The following is a 21,117-nucleotide window of genomic DNA, read 5'->3' as shown; positions in this document are numbered from 1 at the left end:
GCCAATCGCTATCGTCGGGCTTCCCAGAATGCCACCAAATGAGTTCTGTGATAATGCGGAATAGCTTATCGTGACGGTGCGCGAGCCGGGCCCGTTGGGGTGCGTGATCGTAACCACCAGCATGGTGGGGTCATAGATCGCGCCTGGCAACAGGGCTGCTTGAGTGTTGAACATGTTTGTCGCGGTCTGCTTCGCGGTCGCATCGTCCTGGTTCATCATCGTCGTCGTGACGGCGGACAGCGCGGCAGCGTCGGCGAGCGCGTTCATTTTCGTCCGCAGCTTTGCCGCGCGGGTATAGTCGACACCCATTCCAGCCGCGAAAACCATCGGTAGCATCGCAAACCCGAAGATTATGAGCACATTGCCGGCGACGTCTCGACGCAGTTGCGAAACGAAGGTCCGAATATGGGCGGCGAAGTTCCGATGTGGAGTTGAGCTTGCCATCGTCAGCACCCGGTGCAGGGAATGTCGTTGGAACGGCGCGGGTTCATGAAGATCTGATCCCGAAAAGTAATGGGACCGAGGAATTGGCTCCCGGCGGTGGGGGTATAAGAATAGGTAACTTCGGCAAAGATCAGGTTGGTGCCCGGCACCCGGAGCGCGACCGGGACTATGCTATTGGGCACGGCCGGTACCACGTAGAGGTCAGCGGTTTTCAATAGTACGCCGCCGCTCGCGCGACTCCAGGTGACGCTCGGTAGCCCCACGGTGTTTATAGCGATCTCGGAGATTCGCGTGGTAGCGTTCGACGCCGCGTAGGGCGCCATTACCGTTGTGGACGCGCCTAGGATGCCGTCGACATCAGCAGCTTGCACAGATGTAAATTGCGTCGTGACGTCGGCCAGCGTACGCGTGGTGGCCGTCACCTTGCGATAGGCTGAGGTTGCGTCCATGAGCTGGTAGCTGCCGAGATAGAGCAGAATGAGAAATGGAGCGGTCAGCGCAAATTCTATCGTCCCCAACCCATATTGTTCTTCCCGTAGCTGGTGTAGCGCGCGTCTGGTCGTCCGGGTCATGATCCGCTCCCATAGGGTTCGGTCTTGAAAACGGCGGTGGCGATCAGCAGCCGGCGGCTTCCGCTCATGTTTGAGAGATTGAAACCAAGCGGCCCCCCTACGACCGGAAGTATATACATCATGCGCATGATGACGATGCTGCCGGGTCCGCCGGGCGCGAAGGCCCAGTTGTTGGTGAGGTTGCCATTGCTGTCATAGGTGAGGGTTGGTGGACTGGTGTTGATCGTCGCAAAGCTGCCCGCGCTCTGCACGTCGATCATCATGTTACCGCAACTCATGAAGGGTGGCAGATTCTTGCATGCAGCTGCATGGAAGGTCGCCTGTGTCATGCCGCTGCTTTGTGCCGTCCCAGTGACGAGTTGGCGCGCGGTCTCCTCGGCGCCCGACTGCAATACCTGCTGCGCGAAGAATATGAGGGCGGTCTGGAGGATCGCGAGGATCAGCGCGGCGAGCGGGGCGGCTACCAGCGCAAACTCGATTGCGCTGGCGCCGCGGCGATCAGGCAGCTGTCGACCAGCGATGGGGGAGCGTTCCAATCGGCGCACGGCGAAGGTCATGCGACCTACCCAGTCTCGAGAAACTCCCGCTTATGGGGTAGCCTCGCAGCCTTAAGAAAGTCTCAATGCCGCAGAGGCGGGAGTTCATTCTGCATCGATCGCGCATCTTGACGGGCGAATTGTCTATGCCCGGCCTGGATAGGCCGATTGCGCGCTTCTCGCGTCCATATCGGAAAGTCTGCCGCCATGGTCGGCGACCGGGCGGCAATAGTTCATGGTGGAGCGAGGGTCCCACGGCGTGAGCGGAGACGCTTTGTCGTCGACCTTGCGAATCTCTGCGCATTCGCCCGGCATATCAGCCCGATTCAATTCATGTGCAAAGCCGATCGCATGACCGAATTCATGTACCGCGATCGCCCGGATACATTGCTCGCGATTGGCCTCGGGCGTGGCGCAGTCGGGATTCCATGTATGAAAGGTGAAATTGAGCACGACGCCGCCAAGGAGGCCGTCGAGATCCTTGCCGAGGCCCCAGCCGCGTGGTCCGAGCAGTGTGTGAGGCCCGAAAGTCGATGCGTCGTCGCGAACCGTGATGTGGATTCCCCGAGCCCGTGCTGCGCACGTGCCCCAGCCGACAAAGCGCAAATGAGAGTTTGATTGCCAGGACCTCGTCACGGCATCTCTCACCCAGGATTTTTCGAGCTCCCCGGGGATGCCCTGCTCCCAGCAGACGGGAATGGCATCGGTGCCCCATCTCGACGGCTGATAGAAATATGCGCCGCCTGCGACGCGGGTCATGCCTGTCATCGCGGCGGGTTGGAAGACGTTGAAAGCCAATGCATTTGAGTTTGCCTGCGGCGATTCCCTGCATGCCGCGACAAGACTGGCGACTGCGAGGGAGGTTGCCGCGGCCCACCGGGATTTCTTGCGTGACATGATCAAGGCTCCTCGGGATCGGCTCGGGTCGATTGGCGACGGACCTTCGCATAGCAAGGACAAGGTCAACAAATTGTATCCGGACTCAAGTATCTTGCGGAGAGGAGGGGCCAATATCCGTGCTCTAGATTTAACATTCGCCTCATGATCGGGAATGTGTCGATTATGGTCGGGCAACGCGCTCGGATTGGCTCGCGAATGTCACGGTCGTGGTGCTACGGCGCTGCGAGATTGGCAAGATCACGAATATGCGAAAAAAGGCCGCACTCCGGGCTGTTGCGCTTTGCCGCATGCCCGGCAAAAAGGGTAATGCGGCGCGCGCACCATTTCGTCGCTGCGCAGGACCGCCGAGCCCCGAAGTACGAAGCTATTATCGAGAAATCGGTTGAAAATTCCCGCTCGATGCGACCACCCGTTGCGCGCCGGAACGCGTTCAAAATTTACAATCGCGTAGACATATTGCGTCTTCGGCTCTAATTTTAGGCGCGATGTATGATGAATATCTCGACCCTGAGCTCGATGCGCTGATCCGAACCGCCGAGGCGTATTTGGAGATGTCCTTTGGTTTTCGCATGAATTTGGAAACTGTCCATGAAGGACAAATATCGAGCGACATTAGAGGACGGTATGAAGTTTTCCGAGGGGAATTCCACGATAAGCCGGTGACTGTCGTCTATTACCTTGGGCGAGAAATTGATGTAGTGGATGATTTCGTGAGGAGTCGGGAAGGATTCGACGGGGAAGTTAAATCGGATATAGTTCTTCTTCTTGCAGGAAGCGTGACTGCGATAACCAGGCGGCGGCTGATAGAGCAAAGGGTCGGATTTCTCGTTCCGGGATCGCAGCTCTATATACCGGAGATGTTTTTGGACCTGAGGGACCGTGTCGCGCATATCGATGCCCGGCCCAAGGATCGCATTTCGCCTCTGGCGCAATTAATCATTCTTGGCACATTGTTGGGTGAGCGGCTTGAGGGCGCAAACCTGACCGAATTGGCGGAACGCTTTCGCGTCTCGGTGATGAGTACCAGTCGGGCAATGAGTGAACTCGAGGCGCTTGGGGTTGCCAGGGCAAAATTCGTCGGACGGGAACGCTGCTTGCACCTGCCCGTTCGAGACCGGCTATTGTGGGAATCGGTGAAAGGCCGGCTGCGATCGCCGGTGCGCAAGATTCGATCCGTCAAAGGGGATCTGCCGGACGATGTGATGCGATTGTCAGGCGGGGCGGCGCTTGCGTTTTATACGGGATATGATGGGCCGCGCGTCAGGCGTTATGCCATTTCGGAGTCCATATTTAATCGCCTTGAGAAGAATTCTTTTATCGAGCCGGCCGATTTTCTTGATGAAGATCGAGTCGAGATCGAGGCGTGGATCTATGATCCATGCCTGTATTCCAAAGAAGGGGTCGTTGACCCACTTTCCCTCTATCTGAGCTGTCGCCATGAAAGAGGTGATGGCATTGAGGGCGTCGTGGATAAATTGTTGGACAACATTTTATCGAAAAGGTAAAGATTGGCGTTCAGGAAGATGTTCTGTTTCGAAGGATAGAATTCCAGCTGAACCACCCGCGTTGCCGAGCGCTTTGCTTGTTCAGGCTGTTACAAGCGAAGCGCGTGGCATAAGAGCTTGGCACGAATCCGAAGAGTGTTAGCCGACTCGCGGCAGTCTCATCTTACGAGACTCCTCATTGTCGCTGAGTGACGCCACACGGGAAGCCGGTGGGCGTGATCTTTTTCGGCAAGGCCGAGCCTGACGAGCTGGTTTGCGAGTCTGGCAGCGCCTTCGTTTGCGTACGGCGTGGCAATTCCGGCGTCACTGGCAATCTGGCGTGCGGTTTTCCACTCGCCTGTCAGCGCAGTGAAGATCTGCCACTGACTGTTCGTCAGGCGGGGCGGCGCTTTCAGGGCAGATACCTGATCATGATCTCGATCCATCCGATCCAATAACCTCGGGGTATTTCTCAAATCTCCCCTTCCGGGCAAATAATCGATGCCCACCATGGCATATATCGAGACATATTTCCAATATACGGGCGTGATGCGGATGAATTGTGCAACGTCGACGAGGCGCCCTCGCCGCTGAACCACGCGCTACAGTATCGCCGCCACTATCGCGCCGATTAGCATGAGTTTCACGAGCCAGCCTGCTGCATGGCTGGCAGTGACAGTCGGATCGAGCTTGATGAAGAGGTGGTTGCCCAAAAGCAGCGGTAATGGACCGATCAGCCAGATGAGGCCGGCAACGGTCAACGAGGTCGTCACATTAAAAGGGCTGGCGCAATGCGAGAGCATGATAAAGCCCAACACCGTCACGAGGGAACACGCCTGAGCGAGAATGATCTTCCGGTGTTCGTTGCCACCATCGCGCCAGACTTCCGGATGGGCGTGGTATCGGCTGTGAAATATTATCCCCATGAACAGCCAGTCGGCGAGGGATGCGGCGATGACGCCGAGAACGGTAGCAAAGACAATACGGGTCATGCTCCGCCGCGGTCCAAGCCTCAACGACGCACATAATATATCGCAGCCATCCCGCTCGCAACGTGTTCGCTCCCACCATCCGCTCGCCTCTTCAGCTGCAGGCGGGTCTGGACGCAGCCTTACGCCGCCTCAACATTGGGATTTTGTATATCGCGCTCCAGCCAGACCCATCCTTGCGCGGCTAAGCCGCCATCATGCGTCAAGCTCTCGTCCTGCTCCTGCTTCTGGTCGCCGGCTGCGGCGGTGCCCCTTCCACGCCAGCGGCACCGCCCGCCCACGCAGAAACGATCGCGCGGGAGACCGAACTACTAAAGCTGACGCTGACGCCCGAGGCGCAGCGCCGGCTCGGGATCGTGCTTCACCGTGTCAAGGACGGATCCGCCAGCACGATGCGGGAGGTCGCCGGCGAGATCGTCGTCCCGCCGACCAGCACCGGCGGCGTGCCGATCAATTCGGCCACCAGCCTCCAACAGATCGGAACCCAGCAGGCCGCGGCGGATGCCGAACTGGCGCGCGCGACCGCACAGGCGCGGCTCGCGCGCATCGCATTGGTACGTGCCGACAGCCTGGTGCGCGAGGAAGCGGGCAGCGTGCGTGCCCGCGACGAAGCGGCCGCGGCGCTGGCTGCTGCCGAAGCCGCACTCGACGGCGCGCGACAGCAGCGACGCTTGCTCGGCCCCGCGATCGCCGCGCTCGGATCGCAATCCTTCCTGTGGGTACGAGCAGCGGTATTCGGTAGCGACCTGGGCGACATTCGCCGCGACCGCGCTGCCGCGATCCGGACGATCGGTGACAAAGGCGCGTCCCGGCTCGCCCAACCGGTAAAGGCGCCCCCATCAGCCAATGCAGCGGTTGGCACCGTCGACCTTTATTATGCGATCGACGATCGCGAACGGATCTTCCGGATCGGCCAACGCGTCTCGGTCAACCTGCCGCTTGCCGGGCGGACCGAAGGTCTTTCGATACCATCCGCCGCGATCGTCCGTGACATCTATGGCGGCGAGTGGGTCTATCAGAAGACCGCGCCTGACACCTTCATCCGGCAGCGCGTCGAGGTGGCATCGGAAAACGGCGGCCGGGCGCTGCTCGCGCGCGGGCTGACTGCTGGCGCCGACGTCGTAACCGCGGGTGCAGCCGAGCTGTTCGGCACGGAATTCGGGGCTGCGCACTGATGCTCGGCCGTCTCGTCCACTTCGCGCTGGCCCAGCGCGTCCTGGTCCTCGCGCTTGCCGCTTTGCTGGTGGTATTTGGTGTCCGCGCGGGACGCGACATGCCGCTCGACGTATTTCCCGAGTTCGCCCCGCCGATGGTCGAGATCCAGACCGAGGCGCCGGGGCTCTCCACGGAGGAAGTCGAAAGCCTGGTCACCGTCCCGGTCGAAACCGCCGTCAATGGCATCCCCGGGCGCGTGACGCTGCGTTCCAAGTCGGTGCTGGGCCTGTCGTCGGTGCAGATCCTGTTCGATCGCGGCGCCGATATGATCCGCGCCCGGCAGATGGCTGCAGAGCGTATCGCGCAGGTACAACCTCGCCTGCCGCTCGCGGCCCGGCAGCCGGTCCTGATGCCGCCGCTCTCGTCGACCAGCCGCGCGATGAAGATCGGATTGTCCTCGCCCAAGCTCGATCAGATGCAGCTTTCCGAACTGGTACGCTGGACGATCTGGCCGCGGCTGATGGCGGTGCCCGGCGTCGCCAATGTCGCGAGCTGGGGCCAGCGCGACCGCCAGCTTCAGATACTCGTCGACCCCGATCGCCTGCGCGCTGCGGGCGTGACGCTGGCTGACGTACGCGCTGCGGCCGGTGACGCCGTGCTGGTCGGCGGCGGCGGGTTCGTCGACACGCCCAACCAGCGACTTGCCGTCCAGCAGTCCGGCATCGTGCAGAGCGCGGCCGACCTTGAGCGGGCAATCGTCAAACAGGCGGGGGAGGCGTCGGTCCGCATCGGGGATGTCGCCCGTGTCGTCGATGGTTTCAGCGCGCCGATTGGCAATGCGATCATCGATGACGGACCCGGCATCATGCTGATCGTCGAGAAGCAGCCGGCAGCCAACACGCTGGAGCTGACCCGCGCGGTCGAAGCTGCATTGGCCGAACTGAAGCCCGGTCTGAAAGATGTAAAGGTCGACACGACCATCTTCCGGCCCGCGACCTTCATCGAGCGCTCGATCGACAATCTGACGCGCGCGCTGCTGATCGGCTGTGCGCTCGTCGCGGCGGTGCTGTTCCTGTTCACCCGCGACTGGCGGCAGGCGGTGATCAGCCTCGTCGCCATCCCGCTATCGCTGCTCGGCGCGGGGCTCGTGCTTGTATGGTCGGGCGCGACGATCAATGTGATGATCATCGCCGGGCTGGTCATCGCGCTGGGCGAGGTGGTCGACGACGCGGTCATCGACGTCGAGAATATCGCGCGCCGCCTGCGACTGAACCGTGAGGCGGCTGAACCCCGCCCGGCGTTCGAGGTGGTATTCGTCGCATCGCTCGAGGTCCGCTCGGCGGTTGTGTTCGTCTCGCTCATCGTGATGCTGGTCTTTCTGCCGATCTTCTTTCTGGGCGGCGTGGCCGGCACATTCTTCCAGCCGCTCGCTATCGCCTATGTCCTGGCGATCGCGGCCTCGCTGCTGGTGGCGCTCACCGTGACTCCCGCAATGTGCCTGTTCCTCCTCCCGGGCGCGCCGCTCACGAAGGCGCGCGACACGCGCCTCGTCGCCGCGTTGAAGCGTCGCTACGCCGGCTTCCTGCCTTATGTCCTGGGTCGCCCGTCGATCGCGGTCGCCATCATCGCCGGTGGCCTTTTGATGGCAGGCGTTGGGTACGCGAGCTTCCGGGACCAGTTCCTCCCCGACTTTCGCGAGACCGATTTCCTCATGCATTTCGTCGAGAAGCCCGGCACCTCGATCGAGGCGATGGATCGCATTACCATACGCGCGTCGAAGGAACTGCGCGCGATCCCCGGCGTCCGCAATTTCGGCGCCCATATCGGCCGCGCCGAACAGGCCGACGAAGTCGTCGGCCCCAATTTCACCGAATTGTGGATCAGCCTCGACGAGAAAGCGGACTATGACACATCGGTTGCGCGCATCCGGGAGGTGATCGCAGGCTATCCGGGCCTGTTCCGCGACGTGCTCACCTATTTGCGCGAACGCATCAAGGAGGTGCTGACCGGCGCGGGTGCGACGATCGTCGTGCGCATCTATGGGCCCGATCAGGCGGAATTGCGCGCGGCGGGCACCCGCGTGCGCAATGCGATCGATAGCATCCCGGGGGTTTCCGACCTCAAGCTGGAGAGCCAGACGCTGGTGCCGCAGATCCGCATCCGCCCGCGGCCAGCCGAGCTGGCGCGGCTCGGTTTGTCGGCAGGCGAGGTGCGCCGGCAAGCACAATTGCTCATCGCCCAAGCGAAGGTTGGCGAAGTTTACCGCGACCAGAAGGCTTTCGACGTTGCGGTGTGGGGCGAACCGGCGGTGCGCAACAATGTTCACGCGCTGCGCGACCTGATGATCGAGGTGCCCGCTCCCGGCGGTATTGGCGCGGGGACCGGGAACATGTCGCCGGGCGGCGGGGCAGCGGTACGGCTTGGCGATATCGCCGGCATCGCGATCGTTCCGGCCCCCAATGAGGTGAAGCGCGAGAACGGCCAGCGCCGGCTCGATGTCACGATGAACGTCGCGCAGGCGGATCTCGGGACCGTCGCCAAGGCGGTGAGCAGCGCGGTCGCGAAGGTGCCGTTCGCGACCGGCTATCACCCTCAAGTGCTCGGCGAATATGCCGCGCTGAAGGAAGCCCGCGGGAGGCTCTGGAGTATTGGCGCAATATGCCTGATCGGCATCCTGCTGCTGGTCTGGATCGAGTTTCGCTCGCGTCGGATCACCGCGCTGGTCGGCGTCAGCCTGCCCTTCGCACTGGTTGGCGGGGTGGTCGCGGTCGCGCTCACAGGCGGAATATTGTCATTGGGGTCGCTGGTCGGCTTCGTCACCGTCATCGGCATCGCCGCGCGTAACGGCATCATGCTGCTGTCGCACTATCAGCACCTTGAACGGCATGAAGGCATGGGCTTCGGCCTTGAGCTCGCCTTGCGTGGTGCCGAGGAGCGACTGGTCCCGATCCTGATGACCGCCGCCTGCGCCGGCCTCGCGCTCGTGCCCTTGATCTTGGCCGGCAACGCCCCCGGCCATGAAATCGAACATCCGATGGCGATCGTGATCCTCGGCGGTCTCATCTCCTCGACCGCGCTCAACCTCCTCCTGCTCCCGGCACTCTATGCGCGCTATGGCAAGGAACGCCCCGCGCCGCCTGTCACTGGCCGGCAGGAGCCAGCTGCATGATCCGCTGCTTTGCTCCTTTGCTGGCGCTGCTTGCCGCTGCCTGCATGAGCGTCTCCAAGCCGCCGGCGCTCACCGCTGCGCCCCGCGCGACCGGCGCGTTCGCGCCATTTCCCGTCACCTCGATTGCGCCAGTTCCCGATGACTGGTGGCGGCTCTACGACGATCCCGCGCTCGACGCGCTGGTCCGTGCCTCGCTCGCTGCCAATGCGGATCTTCGGGCTGCTTACGCCAACCTCGATGGCGCGCGCGCGGCGCAGCGCCAGGCTCAGGCCGCGCGGCTCCCGCAGACCACGATTGAAAGCGCGCTCGGCGTTGACGATCCCGCCTCACAGCCAAGCGCATCGGGCAATGTGCCGGCGACCGATTATGACATCGCGGCGACCGCGAGCTGGGATATCGATCTGTTTGGCCGGCTCCGCTCGGCCGCGACCGCGGCGCGCGCCGATGCCGAGGCCCTCGCCGCCGTCGCCGACGGACTGCGCGTTGCCGTGGTCGCCGATACGGTGCTGGCCTATGTCGATCTCTGCGGGACGACGCGCGCGATCGGTGTCGCGCGGGAGGTTGCCGCGGTGCAGGATCGCGGGGTCGCATTGGTGCGCGAGCAGCTCCGTGCGGGTGAAGTATCGCCGCTGGAAGTCTCACAGGTGGCGACCATCGCGGCCACGACCCGCGCGGCGATCGCGCCGTTCGAAGCGCAGCGCGCCAATGCACTGTATCGACTCGCGACACTGCAAGGTCGCCCGCCGGCCGAGGCCCGCGCCTATCGCTTCACCTGCTCCGCCGCGCCCCGGTTGCGCACCGCGGCGCCGGTCGGCGACGGGACCACGCTGCTCCTGCGCCGCCCCGACGTCCGCGAAGCCGAGCGCCGGCTCGCTGCAACAGCGGCCCGGGTCGGCGTCGCACGCGCGGACCTTTATCCGCGCGTCAACCTGGGCGGTGCGCTCGGACTCCTATCGGGAGGCTTGAAAGCGGTCGCCTCGCCGCTCGTCACCTGGGCGTTTCCCAATCAGGGGCCGGCTCGCGCGCGGCTCGAACAGGCCCGCGCGGCCGAACGCGCGGCGCTCGCGGGATGGGATAGCGCGGTCCTGCGCTCACTCCGCGAGGTCGAGACCGCATTGGCCGCCTATGATGCGGAAGTGCGCCGGAACCGCGATCTGGCGCTCGCCTCACGCGAGGCGCAGAATTATGCCCGTCGCGCCAGCGCGCGCGTCCGCCTTGGCGATGCGCCAGGGCTGCTTCAGGTCGATGCCCGGCGTGCGATGGCCGAGGCCCTGCTGCGCGAGGCCCAGTCCGATCTCGTCGTGTCGCAAAACGAGGTCGCGCTGTTTCGGGCATTGGGTGGAGGTTGGCGTACAGATGCGGGTGCGCGATAGGGGGCGGCATGCGGATATTGATCGTCGAGGATGATGCCGAGACCCGCGCATTCGTCGCGCAGGGGTTGAGCGAGGCCGGCCATCAGGTCTCGGTCAGCGACGACGGTCGCGATGGCCTGTTTCAGGCGACCGGCGGCGAGTTCGATGCCATTGTGCTCGATCGCATGCTGCCGGGCCTCGACGGCCTTGCATTCGTCAAGGCGCTGCGCGCGGCGGGCGGCGCAACCCCGGTCCTGATGTTGACCGCGATCGGCGGTATCGCCGATCGCGTCGAAGGGCTCGAAAGCGGAGCCGATGATTATCTCGTGAAGCCATTTGCGTTTTCGGAACTGGCCGCGCGGCTCAATGCGCTCGCGCGCCGTCCGACGGCGCTCGACAGCGAGGGCGCGCATCTGCTCAAAATTGGCGATATCGTGCTCGACTGGCACCGGCGCACCGTCGAGCGTCGTGGACGGCGCGTCATCCTGCAACCGCGCGAATTTGCACTGCTTGCCGAACTGATGCGCAACCCGCGGCGCGTGATGACGCGCACCATGCTGCTCGAGCGGGTATGGGATTTCGATTTCGACCCCAGGACCAACATCGTCGAGACGCACCTGAGCCGGTTGCGCTCCAAGCTCAACGCCGGTTTCGACGAGGATGCGATCGAGACGGTGCGCGGGGCCGGCTATATGATCCGGGGCGAGTAGATGTTCGCTCGCCTGTGGCGCTCGACCTTCGGCGTCGTGGCGCTGGTGGCACTGGCGTTCACCGCCGCGACGATCGCGATCGGCGGGATCGCTTATGAGGTAACGCATGAGGCGCTCGAGGAGCAGCTCGATCACCGTGTCAGGGTGGAAACTCACGCCCTGCTCGCCGAGACCCGCGCAGGCGGGTTGGCGGGGATCGCAGATGCCATCCGGCGGCGAGAGGAAGCGCGCACGGCCTCAAGCCTCGACTATGTGCTCATCGACCGGGCTGGACGGACGATCGCCGCGACGCTTGTGCCATCGGTTCAGCCGAAGCGCGGCTATGAGGAGCATTTCCGCTTTCGTCGCGGTCGCTATGCCGGTGTCGGCCAATCGCTGGCCACGCCGCTTCCGGATGGACTGCTCGTCGTGGTCGCCGACCGCAGCGATCTGGAGGACATTGACCGCACGCTGGAGCGCCTGTTCATCGTCGCGCTCGGTGCGATGCTTGCGCTCGGTATCGCCGCCGCCGCGCTGATCGGATGGCTCACGCGGCGACGCCTGTCGCGCATCGACGCCACCGCGAAGGCGATCATCGCAGGCGATCTGGCCCAGCGCGTCCCCGGCGACAGATCGGGAAGCGAGTTCGATCGACTCGCCGCAACGCTCAACCGGATGCTTGATCGCATCGCCGCGCTGATGGAAAATCTGCGGCAGGTCTCAACCGACGTGGCGCACGACCTTCGCACACCGCTCACCCGGCTCTGCAACCAGCTCGAACGCGCCGTCACGTCCGAGGGCGATGCTGATCGAGTGGCCGCGATCCGTGCCGCACGACAACAGGCGGATGAGCTCATGGAAATCTTCTCGGCGGTACTGCGCATCGCCGAGGTTGAAGGACTTATCGAACACCAGGCGCTGGCACCGGTTGATCTGTCGGCGCTGCTCGAAGAGATGGCCGACACCTACCGCCCGGACTTCGAGGCCGGCGAACGCCGCCTCATGACCAGCATTTCGGCCGGGCTGCAGGTCCGTGGCGATCGCCGGTTGCTGGCTCAGGCGATATCGAACCTGCTGGAAAACGCGCTGCGTCACACGCCGGTCGGCACGACTGTAAGGCTAGCAGGCACCTCAATAGCGGATACCATCGAGGTCACGATTGAAGACGACGGCCCAGGCGTTTCGCCTGCCGACGCACAGCGACTGTTCCAGCGCTTTGCCCGCGCCGAAGTATCACGAACGACCGAGGGACACGGGCTCGGCCTGGCACTGGTGCGCGCGATTGCGATACGGCACGGCGGCGAGGCGGTTCTTTCTCGATCCGTAGACGGGTTCGGCGTCGCTATTCGCTTTCCGCATATTCGCTAATCCGGCCGCGAGCGGGGTTTGTCCGTGAGGCAGGTCCGTTCTCTTCCGGGGCCGAGCACGCCCGCGACTAGGGGAGTTCGAACGGCTCCGCCTTGCCACTCTTCTAACATCGATGCCCGATCAGCACCGTACAACTGAAATCCTGTCGGGGTCAGGATATCTGATTTGCGATCGCCTGGCGGTTGTTGCACCGGCCCGCGCCAAACCGCTCCCGACGGTGAGGTACACCGGCCGTTAAATTGGCCTGTCGAGTTGGACGCGTTGAGATCCCGGATAGATGCGAAATGACGCAATGACGTCAATTGGCGCTGGGGGTGACGTTCGCAGGAACCATCGCCGCCCGAAGCTGTTGACTCGGTTGGTCGTCATGCAGGGCGTGCTTCGATGATAGCGAAGAATTCTGCGTGGATTTCGGCCTTCGCAATGAGCTTCGTGCTGGCGAGCCCGGCTTTCGGCCAGGCGCAACCGGTAGCCGACCCCACCAAGGCGGCCAATCAGCCCGCCGGACCACCCCAGGATAAGCCGCCCGCGCCGTCACCATCTCCCTTCACGTTTACCGTCAATTACGATCTCGATCTGCTGGACAATCTAAGCGGCGGGCGGTCACGGGGGATAGGCCATGCCGACCTCCTGAAGGGCTCGCTTGGCTATGACGGGAACCTGCAAGGGCATGAGGGACTGAGTGCGCTCGTCAGCCTCGAGCACAGCTTTGGTTCCGACTTCACCCCGCGGCGCATCGGCGGCTTCCAGGCTGTCACATCGATCGAGGCGCATCCCGCCGCAACACGGCTCTATGAAGCCTGGGCGCAGCAGGATTTTCTCCAGGGCCGGGCCGGGGTCAAGGTCGGGCTTATCGACCTCAACACCACTTTCGACGTCCAGGAGACAGCGGCGCTGTTTCTGAACGCGGCCGATGGCACGGGCACCGACCTCGCCGACACCGGGGTCAACGGCCCGTCGATCTATCCTACCACTGCCGCCGCGATCACTGGTTTCTGGCGCCCGAATAGCGACTGGACGCTGCAACTTGGCGTCTTCGATGCGACGGCGGGGGATCCGCGTCACCGATCGGATTTCGTTGCCGTAAAGCTTCGCGGCGCGCTGGTCATTGCGCAGGTCGAGCGCCGGTTCGGCGATACGGCGCGTGTCGAAGTCGGGGCATGGGACTATACCAACAGCTTCCCGGCGCTCGACCGCCTCGGCCCGGATGGCGCGCCGCGTCATGTTCATGGAAATGCCGGCGCCTATGGCCTTATCGAAGGCCGGCTTCTCAAACGCGGCGAGGAAGGGGAGGGGCTCAGCGGATGGTTGAGGATCGGATTTGCCAATGGCGATATCAACCCTGCGCGCCGTTATTTAGGCGCGGGTCTCGTCTACATTGGGCCAATTCCCGGTCGCGACAAGGATGAGGCGGGCGTTGCGGTCACCGACGTCGGATTTGGTGGAGGCGCGCGCGTCGCCGCCCTGCAGGAAGGGCGCCAGGCGACGGGGCATGAGACCGTGGTCGAGGCGACATATCGCTATGCCTGGAAGGACTGGCTCGCCGTCCAGCCCGACGTGCAATATGTCATCCGTCCGCATGGTGACCGGCACATCGACAATGCACTGATGATCGGCGTTCGGCTGGCTTTTACCTGGTCGAAGTAAGCGTCTGATTTACGGAGTGCTCGGCGCCTTTGTTACCGCCTTGCTCTCGGCCTGGGCAGGGCAGGCGTTACCGCGATCGAAGCACGCACGAACGATGTCGCCCGGCGTGATCGTCCAGCTCACCTTAGCCGCATAATCAGCGCAATTCTGATCGCGCGCGAGGTAAATTTCGGGAAGGTAAGCGTGCGCGGTCTCGATCAGCTGACCTCCCGCGCGGCGGTGCTCAACCCTTATGCCCGGCGGCGATAGCAATGTGCTTCGGCCGAGCCGGCAAACCCGGCCGGCGACAAGCTGACCGCCATCGGTCTTGGAGATCGCCGGCGCGCCAAGGCTGAAATAGCTTGAACCCTTGGCCTCGGTGATGACCTTGACGCTTTCCCGCGAAACGCCGGCGCATGCCACGACCAGGAACAGAATCGCGAAGGCGAATATCCGCTGAGGCGGCATCTGGTCGATGATGGCCATGCGCCGCATATACGTTTGCCAGGCGTCTAGGTTCAAATCGTCGGTCGCGCTCGTATGGCAATGGCAGGCCCGCTGGGTCGGACACGCCGGACTTTATTCGAGGGGCCGGTTTCGGCGCTTGCCCCAGATGCGTTCGTGCTCGCGGCGCCGGTGGCGCACGAAAAGGAAGGCGGTCGTCGCCAGCGCGACCATGAGCAGGACAAGAAGTGCGTAGGCGATCTCCAGCCGTAGCATACCAGTCAATCCGTCCTGTTCATCGGGTGACACCTCACGCTTTGACCGTCACCAACGTTCGCACTGTGCGGGGTCCACGTTGGAAACCAATAGCAGGCAAACCGACATGAGGTCTGCAAGGTTTGAGTGTCGCAACTCGTCTTTATCTTACAATTTCTGATGACCAGCCGCGCGCCTGACCGCCGCTACAAACCCCGTGAGTAGCGTGCCGGCGGTCAGCTTCGCTGCCCGTGGAGCGACATCATCACCCAGAGACGACCGCCGGGGAAAATGTCCGTAAACGGGAATGCGCGCATATTGGATCGAAAGGCAGTTGCGCTGGCGGAAGCGCTCGGATTTCCTGTTCCGCGAATGTGAGGGATGCCATGACAATCGCCCGGTGGGAATATTGGACGGTCGCCAACATGCTGATCTCTACGCATGGCGATGCCGCTGAGGAAAAAGCGCAGCTGCGCATTACCCAGGCGCGCGAGAATCACGAGACGGCGGAGGTGATCGTATGGACCGAGATTCTCGCGAAGATCGAGGAAATACGGCTCGGACCCACAGGCAAACTGGTATCATGAGATTCTGGATCGCCGCGCTTGCGCTGGCAACATTGGCAACGCCCTCGATATCGGATGCGCGTGGCCGCCCCAGATATAGCCACAGCTACAGTCACGGCCACGCCGATGGATCGGGCTATTATCTTGCGCGCAGCAGGCATCATGTTCGCCGACCGGTACGCGCATTTCAGGCACCTGCCGGCGCGAGCGCGCAATGCCGCGATGGCTCGTGGAGCTTTAGCGAAAGCCGCCGCGGCACCTGTTCCTGGCATGGCGGAGTGAGCCGCTGGCTTTAACCGTCAGCGCGGGTTAATCATGAACTGGGTCTGATACGACGATTATACCGGCCCATCTAGGGGAGTTGAGAATATGAAGCATATCCTGCTTGCCGTTTCAGGGCTGCTGATGGCGCCCCTCGCTCTTTCCGCGGCGCCCGCCCATGCGCAGGCAGCACGCAACTACGATTGCACCAAACCGGGCAACGCCAACAAGACCGCTTGCAAATCCGCAGTCGCGGCGGCGGCAAAGCCTGCGCCGAAAACCCGCAACTATGATTGCACGAAGGCGGGCAACGCAAACAAAGCGGCCTGCAAAGCCGCGGCGGCTCCAGCGGCGCCGGCACCGGCTGCGGCAAAGCCTGCGCGCAATTATGACTGCTCGAAGGCCGGCAATGCCAATAAGGCGGTCTGCAAGGGGGCGGCAACCACTGCCCCGGCCCCACGCGCAACCCAGCCGGCCCCCGCATCGCGTCCTGCGCCAGCTGCGCCGACCAAGGCAGCGCCTGCGCCCGCACCGCGCGCTCCTGTGGCCGGGCAGAACACCAATCCCGGTGGCCCTAATGGCGCGACTGCGAAATGCCGCGATGGGTCGTACAGCTTCTCTGCCCATCGCTCGGGCACCTGCTCGCGCCACGGCGGGGTTGCCCAATTCTATTGATCACATGAATATGCGATGCTCGCTTTCAATGGCAGCAGCGCAGCCGAGCATTTCCGCCGCGCAACGAAAGGCGCGCGGTGGAGATGTTCAGCGACAAGACGGCAGTTGGCAACGCCAGTCGCGTGAAATCTATGATCGTGGTTCGTCGCTCGCACCGAACGCCTGCCGATGCGACCGGACCCAGGTCTCGACATCGGTAGGCTGAAAGCCATCCAGACCCGATTTTGCGACGTAGGGATGAGCGATGATCGCATCGGCATCGTCTGGATGCGCTGCGAAGTAGCGGAACTTCGACGCCACGCGCTGGCCGACGCCGGCCCCCATCGCGGCATCGACCTCACGCTCGAACTCGTCCAGCGGCTGGCCGCGATAGCGGATGGTCCGGCCAAGACCGGCGCTGACACGAGCAGCCAGTTCCTCCCCCGTCAGGCTTTCCGACCCGGCGATGCGATGATCGCCGCCCATCGCGCTGCGCTCCAGCAGCGTCAGCGCCGCTTCGGCGCAGTCGTCGGCGGATGTCCAGGCGATGCGTTGCGACGCCGGGATCGGCGGCGCGAAGACGCCATCCGCGATGATCTCGGCAAGCGCCGAGGGTTTGAGCAGATTGTCGAGATACATCGTCGGCCGCACGATCGCGAACGGCAGGCCGGAGGCACGCGCGGCGTCTTGGACCATCTGGTTGGCGACGAAGCTCGGCTCCTCGCAGGGAGCCGGCCGGCTGGCGCTGGCGAGTTTCAGGACGAAGGAGCGTATGCCGGCCGTCTTGAAGGCGGACAGCGCATTCTCCGCCTGCGCTACCATCACCTCGGCCGGGCCGATCGGCACCTGAAGCACGGCATGGTCGATGCCGGCGCAGGCCACGCGCAGCGAGGCGGTATCGCCGAGATCGCCTTCGGCGAGTTCGACACCGGACGCGACCAGCGCCGCCGCTCGCTGCCGATCGCGCACCAGCGCGCGAACGGTAAGGCCCCGCGCCAGTGCGGTGCGGCTGACGACACCGCCCTGCACGCCGGCGGCAAGGAAGACGAGAATAGGTTTCGATCGGTCGATCATGGACATGGACTGCTCCTGCAACACGGCCTGTCGGAGCAGCATCGTCGTCAACGGCGCCGATCAGACCCATAAGCACGACGCGCGTGCGGGACTGTCGGGGATCGCATCGGCTGGATGCGAATAGAGCTTTCCCACGGGAAAGGGCTTGGGCCTACCCAGACCAAGCCTGCCATTTCGACGGCGGCGATTATGCCAGCGCTGAAATCTGCGTCAATCCGCATCCATCTGACCGCTTTGCGGTGACCAAGGACGGGGGTACCGGAATCGGCATCCCCGATTCCGGCGCGCTCGCCTCCGCCAGTTCTTCGCCGCGGTTCGCCATAGCCCGCCCATCTGAATCTTCAGTTACGCGCGGCAATATCATAGCTATGGAGATCCTCGACCTTGCCTAACCATGTCACGCGACAAAGGAGCATTCCTTTGCCGGCTGATGATGACGGCCGCGGGCATAGCGTTCGCGCTGTCCGGCTCGTTTCCGGTCTGGAGCTTCTGGCTCAAACTGCCGGGCCGCAGAGCAAACAGGTTCCGGTTGATCCAATTGACGGAGGATACGGCACGCGACATGCTAGATGTCGCAAAGTTGATGGGATTGTGCGTGTCAAATGAGGGGGCTGGCTGAAACGTCCCTCCATCATCCTATCCTTCGGGCGAGAACGCCCGTGGTGGCCTCCCTCCTTGCGCTCGCCGCGGCAACTCCTCTTGCTGCCGAAGCGTCGGAAGTCCGCGCCGAGACGACCCTGCAGACGGCTTTGCTTCAGCTCGCCGCGCGCAGCGGGGAGGAAATCGTCAGCCTGGAACCCGGCCTGCGCGCGATTCGCGTCCATTTGCCGCCGGCGAGTCTGCCGCTTGAGACGGCGTTGCGGCAGATGTTGCGCGGCACGGGCTATCGCGCCGAGCGGATCGGGCCACACGGCTATCGCATCGTGCGGATCGCGCCACGCCGCGCGGCACCTGTCGTGCCGTCGTCCCCGGTGCCAGGGGACGCGCCGGATGTGATCGTCACCGCCAGCAAGCAGCATGTGCCGCTGCTGCGCTTTCCCGCCTCGATCACCAACGTCGTCTCGCATGCCGATGCCATGACCGGCCCCACCTCGAGTATCGCTGATGCGGTGCGCTCGACCCCGGTGCTCCAGGCCACCGCGCTCGGCGTCGGACGCGACAAGATCTTCATCCGCGGGATCGCCGACAGCAGCTTCCCCGGCATGACCCAGGCGACGACGAGCTATTATCTCGATGACGTGCAGATGAATTATTCGACCCCCGAACCGGGGCTCGCGCTGGTCGACGTGCGCGGGATCGAGGTGATGGAGGGGCCGCAGGGGACGCTTTACGGTGCGGGCGCGATCGGCGGGATCGTGCGGATCATTCCCAATCCCGCGCAGCCGGGCGTGTACCACGCCGGCATTACCGCGAGCGCCAGCGCGACCGTCGACGGCAGCCCGGGCGGGGACATTTCGGGCTTCGTCAATCTGCCGTTCGCCGGCGATAGCGCGGCGGTGCGGCTAGTTGGCTATCGCGCGCACGAGGGCGGCTATATCGACGACCCCACGCTCGGCCGCCGTGCGATCAACGAGCTCGATCGCGTCGGCGGGCGCGGCGCGGTGCGGGTCGAGATCGGCAATGGGTGGCAGATCGACGCGAGCGTGCTGGGGCAGCGCAATTCGTCCGGCGACGCGCAATATGTCGATTCGGGCAGCAATGAGTTGATCCGCTCGGCGCGGATCGCGCAGCCTTATTGGAACAGCGTAGTGCTTGGCCGCGTGCATATCCGCAAGCGGTGGGATAGCGGGCTCGAATTCGTCTCGGTGAGCGGCGTCAGCCAATATGACGCCGATGACTGGTTCGATGCGACTCCGCGCCGCTCCCGCTATGCTGTTGCGTACAAGACGACCCGTGCCGATCTGCTTTGGACGCAGGAGATTCGGTTGAGCCAGTCGCGGCCTGACGGCCAATCCTGGGTGGTCGGCGCGGCGATCTTGCGCAACCGCGATGCGCTCAACCGGCTGCTGGGTCCAACGCGCGATCCGATCGAGATCATCGGCGTCACCAACGTGTCGCAGAATCTGTCGCTGTTCGGCGAATTCACCGAGCCGCTCACGCGCCGCCTGTCGGTAACGATCGGGGTGCGTGCTACCCGGGCGCAGGTCGATGGCTCGCCTTCGATCAAGCCGCGCGCCGGCGATCTGGTGCGCGGGCGGGTGACGCGGCGCGTCGATCCGACTTTGGCTTTGTCGTGGCAGCTCGCGCCGCGCATCTCGATCTACGCGCGCTATCAATCGGGCTTTCGCACCGGCGGCCTCGCGGTGGCACGCGGGATCGGGCGCGTGGCGGAGTTCAAATCCGATCGTATCGAAATGGGTGAGGTGGGCGTGCGGCGCCTACGCGAGGGCACCACCGGGGTCGATGTCAGCGCGGCGCTGTCCTACGCGCGCTGGCACGATATCCAGGCCGATCTGATCGACCGGCGCGGCCAACCGTTTACTGCCAACATCGGCAATGCGCGAATCCTGACCGCCGAAGTTAGCGCGAACTGGGCGCCTGTGGCACCTTTGAGATTCGACCTATCCGCGCTCTACACCGCAAACCGTGTCATCGGCCCTTTCGCCTCCTCTTCACACATCCATAATCGACGCCTGCCCGATACGCCGCCGTTCAGCGCGCACGGTGGGTTTAATTATAGTTGGAGCGCGCTCGGCGGCGTGATGCGGCTGGGCGCTGCGATCGATCATATTGGGCGCTCAGTGTTGGGGTCGGGTCGAAATTTTGACATCGGGCAGGGGCGCTATACGGCGGTTTCGGCGCGAGCTGAGTGGACCCGTCGCGATCTGACGCTGTGGCTTGCCGGGGACAATCTCACTAACGGCCGGGGTAACCGCTTCGCGTTCGGCAATCCCTTCACGCTCGCCAACCGCGATCAGCGCACCCCGTTACGCCCGGCGATGGTGATGCTGGGGATGAAAATTGAACGATAAGGGACTTGGTCCAGGGTCGAAGGGGCCCGTCAGTGCGGATGGCGGCGACGTGGCTGGCCTTCCTCGCGTTCGTTGTGCTGGGCGAGGCTATCGATCAAGCACGGGAGGGGCGGAGGGGCGGAGGGGCGCTTGGCTGCTACACCTGGTCTGTGCCTGGCGCTCGCGTTTCTTTATCCGATCAGCGACCGGCGCGGCCTGTGGCTCGAGCGCGAGCCCTATATCGAATTCTGGCAGCGGGCGGCGCAGCGCAACGAGGTTGGGGACGGCGCCGATGGTTAAAGCCGCCGCGGCCAGATGGTGGCAACTTTCAACGCAAACGCCCGCGCTGCCGGCATGGAGATTACTCCCGGCGTGCCCGCCGCGATGCGCAAGGCGCGCAAGAGGTGAGGTTAAAAGTAACGCCATGTCAGAATTTTCGTTAACGGTAATGTAACATGGCGTTGCTTCTGTCTTTGCCGAACGGCAATGATAAGATGGCCCCGCCCGCTGGCGACCCGAAAGGAAAGCGAAAGTGCGCTTTCGCAATCTGGTTCAGGCTCTGGAGGATCGAGATCTGTCGTTGCCCCCTAATTGCCTGACGAGGCCTCGCGGGTTTGGGTGATGTACT

21 protein-coding genes are annotated in these 21,117 nt (G+C 63.6%); 13 read left to right on the top strand and 8 right to left on the bottom strand.

Going from position 1 to position 21,117, the window contains the following annotated elements; genetic code table 11:
- The 4 genes from BGN95_RS25625 to BGN95_RS25610 all read right to left on the bottom strand — a co-directional run.
- The coding region (locus tag BGN95_RS25625; RefSeq protein ID WP_286774451.1) for a TadE/TadG family type IV pilus assembly protein at window positions 1–444 on the bottom strand (444 nt) is incomplete at its 3' end.
- Window positions 445–446: 2 nt separating this feature from the next.
- On the bottom strand, window positions 447–1,016 hold the full coding sequence (locus BGN95_RS25620; RefSeq protein WP_286774450.1) for a TadE/TadG family type IV pilus assembly protein: 570 nt from the start codon (window positions 1,014–1,016) through the stop codon (window positions 447–449).
- Window positions 1,013–1,573 carry a TadE/TadG family type IV pilus assembly protein gene (locus BGN95_RS25615; protein ID WP_286774449.1) on the bottom strand — a complete coding sequence of 187 codons (561 nt, stop codon included), beginning with the start codon at window positions 1,571–1,573 and terminating at the stop codon, window positions 1,013–1,015. Before BGN95_RS25615 ends, BGN95_RS25620 begins: the two co-directional genes overlap by 4 nt.
- 123 nt (window positions 1,574–1,696) lie before the next feature.
- Window positions 1,697–2,449: a zinc metalloprotease gene (locus tag BGN95_RS25610; protein ID WP_286774448.1), complete on the bottom strand. Its 753-nt coding sequence runs from the start codon at window positions 2,447–2,449 to the stop codon at window positions 1,697–1,699.
- Between the two features lie 488 nt (window positions 2,450–2,937).
- On the opposite strand from BGN95_RS25610, the gene BGN95_RS25605 reads away from it, so the two are divergent.
- Window positions 2,938–3,957 carry a helix-turn-helix domain-containing protein gene (locus BGN95_RS25605; RefSeq protein ID WP_286774447.1) on the top strand — a complete coding sequence of 340 codons (1,020 nt, stop codon included), beginning with the start codon at window positions 2,938–2,940 and terminating at the stop codon, window positions 3,955–3,957.
- Window positions 3,958–4,166: 209 nt separating this feature from the next.
- Window positions 4,167–4,394: a hypothetical protein gene (locus BGN95_RS25600; RefSeq protein WP_286774446.1), complete on the top strand. Its 228-nt coding sequence runs from the start codon at window positions 4,167–4,169 to the stop codon at window positions 4,392–4,394.
- 144 nt (window positions 4,395–4,538) lie between these two features.
- On the opposite strand, the gene BGN95_RS25595 is transcribed toward BGN95_RS25600, so the two are convergent.
- Window positions 4,539–4,928: a DUF1761 family protein gene (locus BGN95_RS25595; protein ID WP_286774445.1), complete on the bottom strand. Its 390-nt coding sequence runs from the start codon at window positions 4,926–4,928 to the stop codon at window positions 4,539–4,541.
- A gap of 194 nt (window positions 4,929–5,122) precedes the next feature.
- Between BGN95_RS25595 and BGN95_RS25590 the strand changes: the two genes are divergently transcribed.
- The 6 genes from BGN95_RS25590 (at window position 5,123) to BGN95_RS25565 (ending at window position 14,305) form a co-directional block, all read left to right on the top strand.
- Window positions 5,123–6,100: an efflux RND transporter periplasmic adaptor subunit gene (locus BGN95_RS25590; protein ID WP_286774444.1), complete on the top strand. Its 978-nt coding sequence runs from the start codon at window positions 5,123–5,125 to the stop codon at window positions 6,098–6,100.
- Window positions 6,100–9,249 carry an efflux RND transporter permease subunit gene (locus tag BGN95_RS25585; protein WP_286774443.1) on the top strand — a complete coding sequence of 1,050 codons (3,150 nt, stop codon included), beginning with the start codon at window positions 6,100–6,102 and terminating at the stop codon, window positions 9,247–9,249. The genes BGN95_RS25590 and BGN95_RS25585 overlap by 1 nt, the downstream gene beginning before the upstream one ends.
- On the top strand, window positions 9,246–10,622 hold the full coding sequence (locus tag BGN95_RS25580; RefSeq protein ID WP_286774442.1) for an efflux transporter outer membrane subunit: 1,377 nt from the start codon (window positions 9,246–9,248) through the stop codon (window positions 10,620–10,622). Before BGN95_RS25585 ends, BGN95_RS25580 begins: the two co-directional genes overlap by 4 nt.
- 8 nt (window positions 10,623–10,630) lie before the next feature.
- On the top strand, window positions 10,631–11,311 hold the full coding sequence (locus BGN95_RS25575; RefSeq protein ID WP_286774441.1) for a response regulator transcription factor: 681 nt from the start codon (window positions 10,631–10,633) through the stop codon (window positions 11,309–11,311).
- Window positions 11,312–12,658, top strand: coding sequence for a sensor histidine kinase (locus tag BGN95_RS25570; protein WP_286774440.1), 1,347 nt, complete (start codon window positions 11,312–11,314; stop codon window positions 12,656–12,658).
- 384 nt (window positions 12,659–13,042) lie between these two features.
- Window positions 13,043–14,305 carry a carbohydrate porin gene (locus BGN95_RS25565; protein WP_286774439.1) on the top strand — a complete coding sequence of 421 codons (1,263 nt, stop codon included), beginning with the start codon at window positions 13,043–13,045 and terminating at the stop codon, window positions 14,303–14,305.
- A 9-nt stretch (window positions 14,306–14,314) separates the two neighbouring features.
- Here BGN95_RS25565 and BGN95_RS25560 read toward each other — a convergent pair whose 3' ends face one another.
- Together BGN95_RS25560 and BGN95_RS25555 are read right to left on the bottom strand one after the other, a co-directional pair.
- A complete protein-coding gene (locus tag BGN95_RS25560) occupies window positions 14,315–14,770 on the bottom strand; it encodes a hypothetical protein (protein ID WP_286774438.1) in 456 nt (151 codons plus the stop codon).
- Window positions 14,771–14,863: 93 nt separating this feature from the next.
- Window positions 14,864–15,004: a hypothetical protein gene (locus BGN95_RS25555; protein ID WP_286774437.1), complete on the bottom strand. Its 141-nt coding sequence runs from the start codon at window positions 15,002–15,004 to the stop codon at window positions 14,864–14,866.
- A 365-nt stretch (window positions 15,005–15,369) separates the two neighbouring features.
- On the opposite strand from BGN95_RS25555, the gene BGN95_RS25550 reads away from it, so the two are divergent.
- From BGN95_RS25550 to BGN95_RS25545, 3 genes are all read left to right on the top strand, one after another.
- Window positions 15,370–15,570 (top strand): hypothetical protein, encoded by a 201-nt coding sequence (locus BGN95_RS25550; protein ID WP_286774436.1) that lies wholly within the window; start codon window positions 15,370–15,372, stop codon window positions 15,568–15,570.
- Window positions 15,504–15,845, top strand: coding sequence for a DUF3761 domain-containing protein (locus BGN95_RS27185; RefSeq protein WP_353744747.1), 342 nt, complete (start codon window positions 15,504–15,506; stop codon window positions 15,843–15,845). Before BGN95_RS25550 ends, BGN95_RS27185 begins: the two co-directional genes overlap by 67 nt.
- 73 nt (window positions 15,846–15,918) lie before the next feature.
- The gene (locus BGN95_RS25545; RefSeq protein ID WP_286774435.1) at window positions 15,919–16,485 is read left to right on the top strand and encodes a DUF3761 domain-containing protein; all 567 of its coding nucleotides are present in this window, start codon (window positions 15,919–15,921) and stop codon (window positions 16,483–16,485) included.
- 129 nt (window positions 16,486–16,614) lie between these two features.
- Here the strand turns inward: BGN95_RS25545 and BGN95_RS25540 are convergent, their stop codons facing one another.
- Window positions 16,615–17,580, bottom strand: a complete 966-nt coding sequence (locus BGN95_RS25540) for an SDR family oxidoreductase (RefSeq protein ID WP_286774464.1) — start codon at window positions 17,578–17,580, stop codon at window positions 16,615–16,617.
- Window positions 17,581–18,200: 620 nt separating this feature from the next.
- On the opposite strand from BGN95_RS25540, the gene BGN95_RS25535 reads away from it, so the two are divergent.
- Together BGN95_RS25535 and BGN95_RS25530 are read left to right on the top strand one after the other, a co-directional pair.
- Window positions 18,201–20,510: a TonB-dependent receptor gene (locus BGN95_RS25535; RefSeq protein WP_286774434.1), complete on the top strand. Its 2,310-nt coding sequence runs from the start codon at window positions 18,201–18,203 to the stop codon at window positions 20,508–20,510.
- 129 nt (window positions 20,511–20,639) lie between these two features.
- Window positions 20,640–20,789, top strand: a complete 150-nt coding sequence (locus BGN95_RS25530; protein ID WP_286774433.1) for a hypothetical protein — start codon at window positions 20,640–20,642, stop codon at window positions 20,787–20,789.
- The last annotated feature ends 328 nt before the right edge of the window (window positions 20,790–21,117 follow it).

Source organism: Sphingomonas sp. 66-10 (genome assembly GCF_001897045.1).
GTDB classification, from domain to species: domain Bacteria; phylum Pseudomonadota; class Alphaproteobacteria; order Sphingomonadales; family Sphingomonadaceae; genus Sphingomonas; species Sphingomonas lycopersici.
The sequence above is the reverse complement of the archived record's forward strand: the minus strand, read 5'-3'. Positions and strand labels throughout refer to the sequence as shown.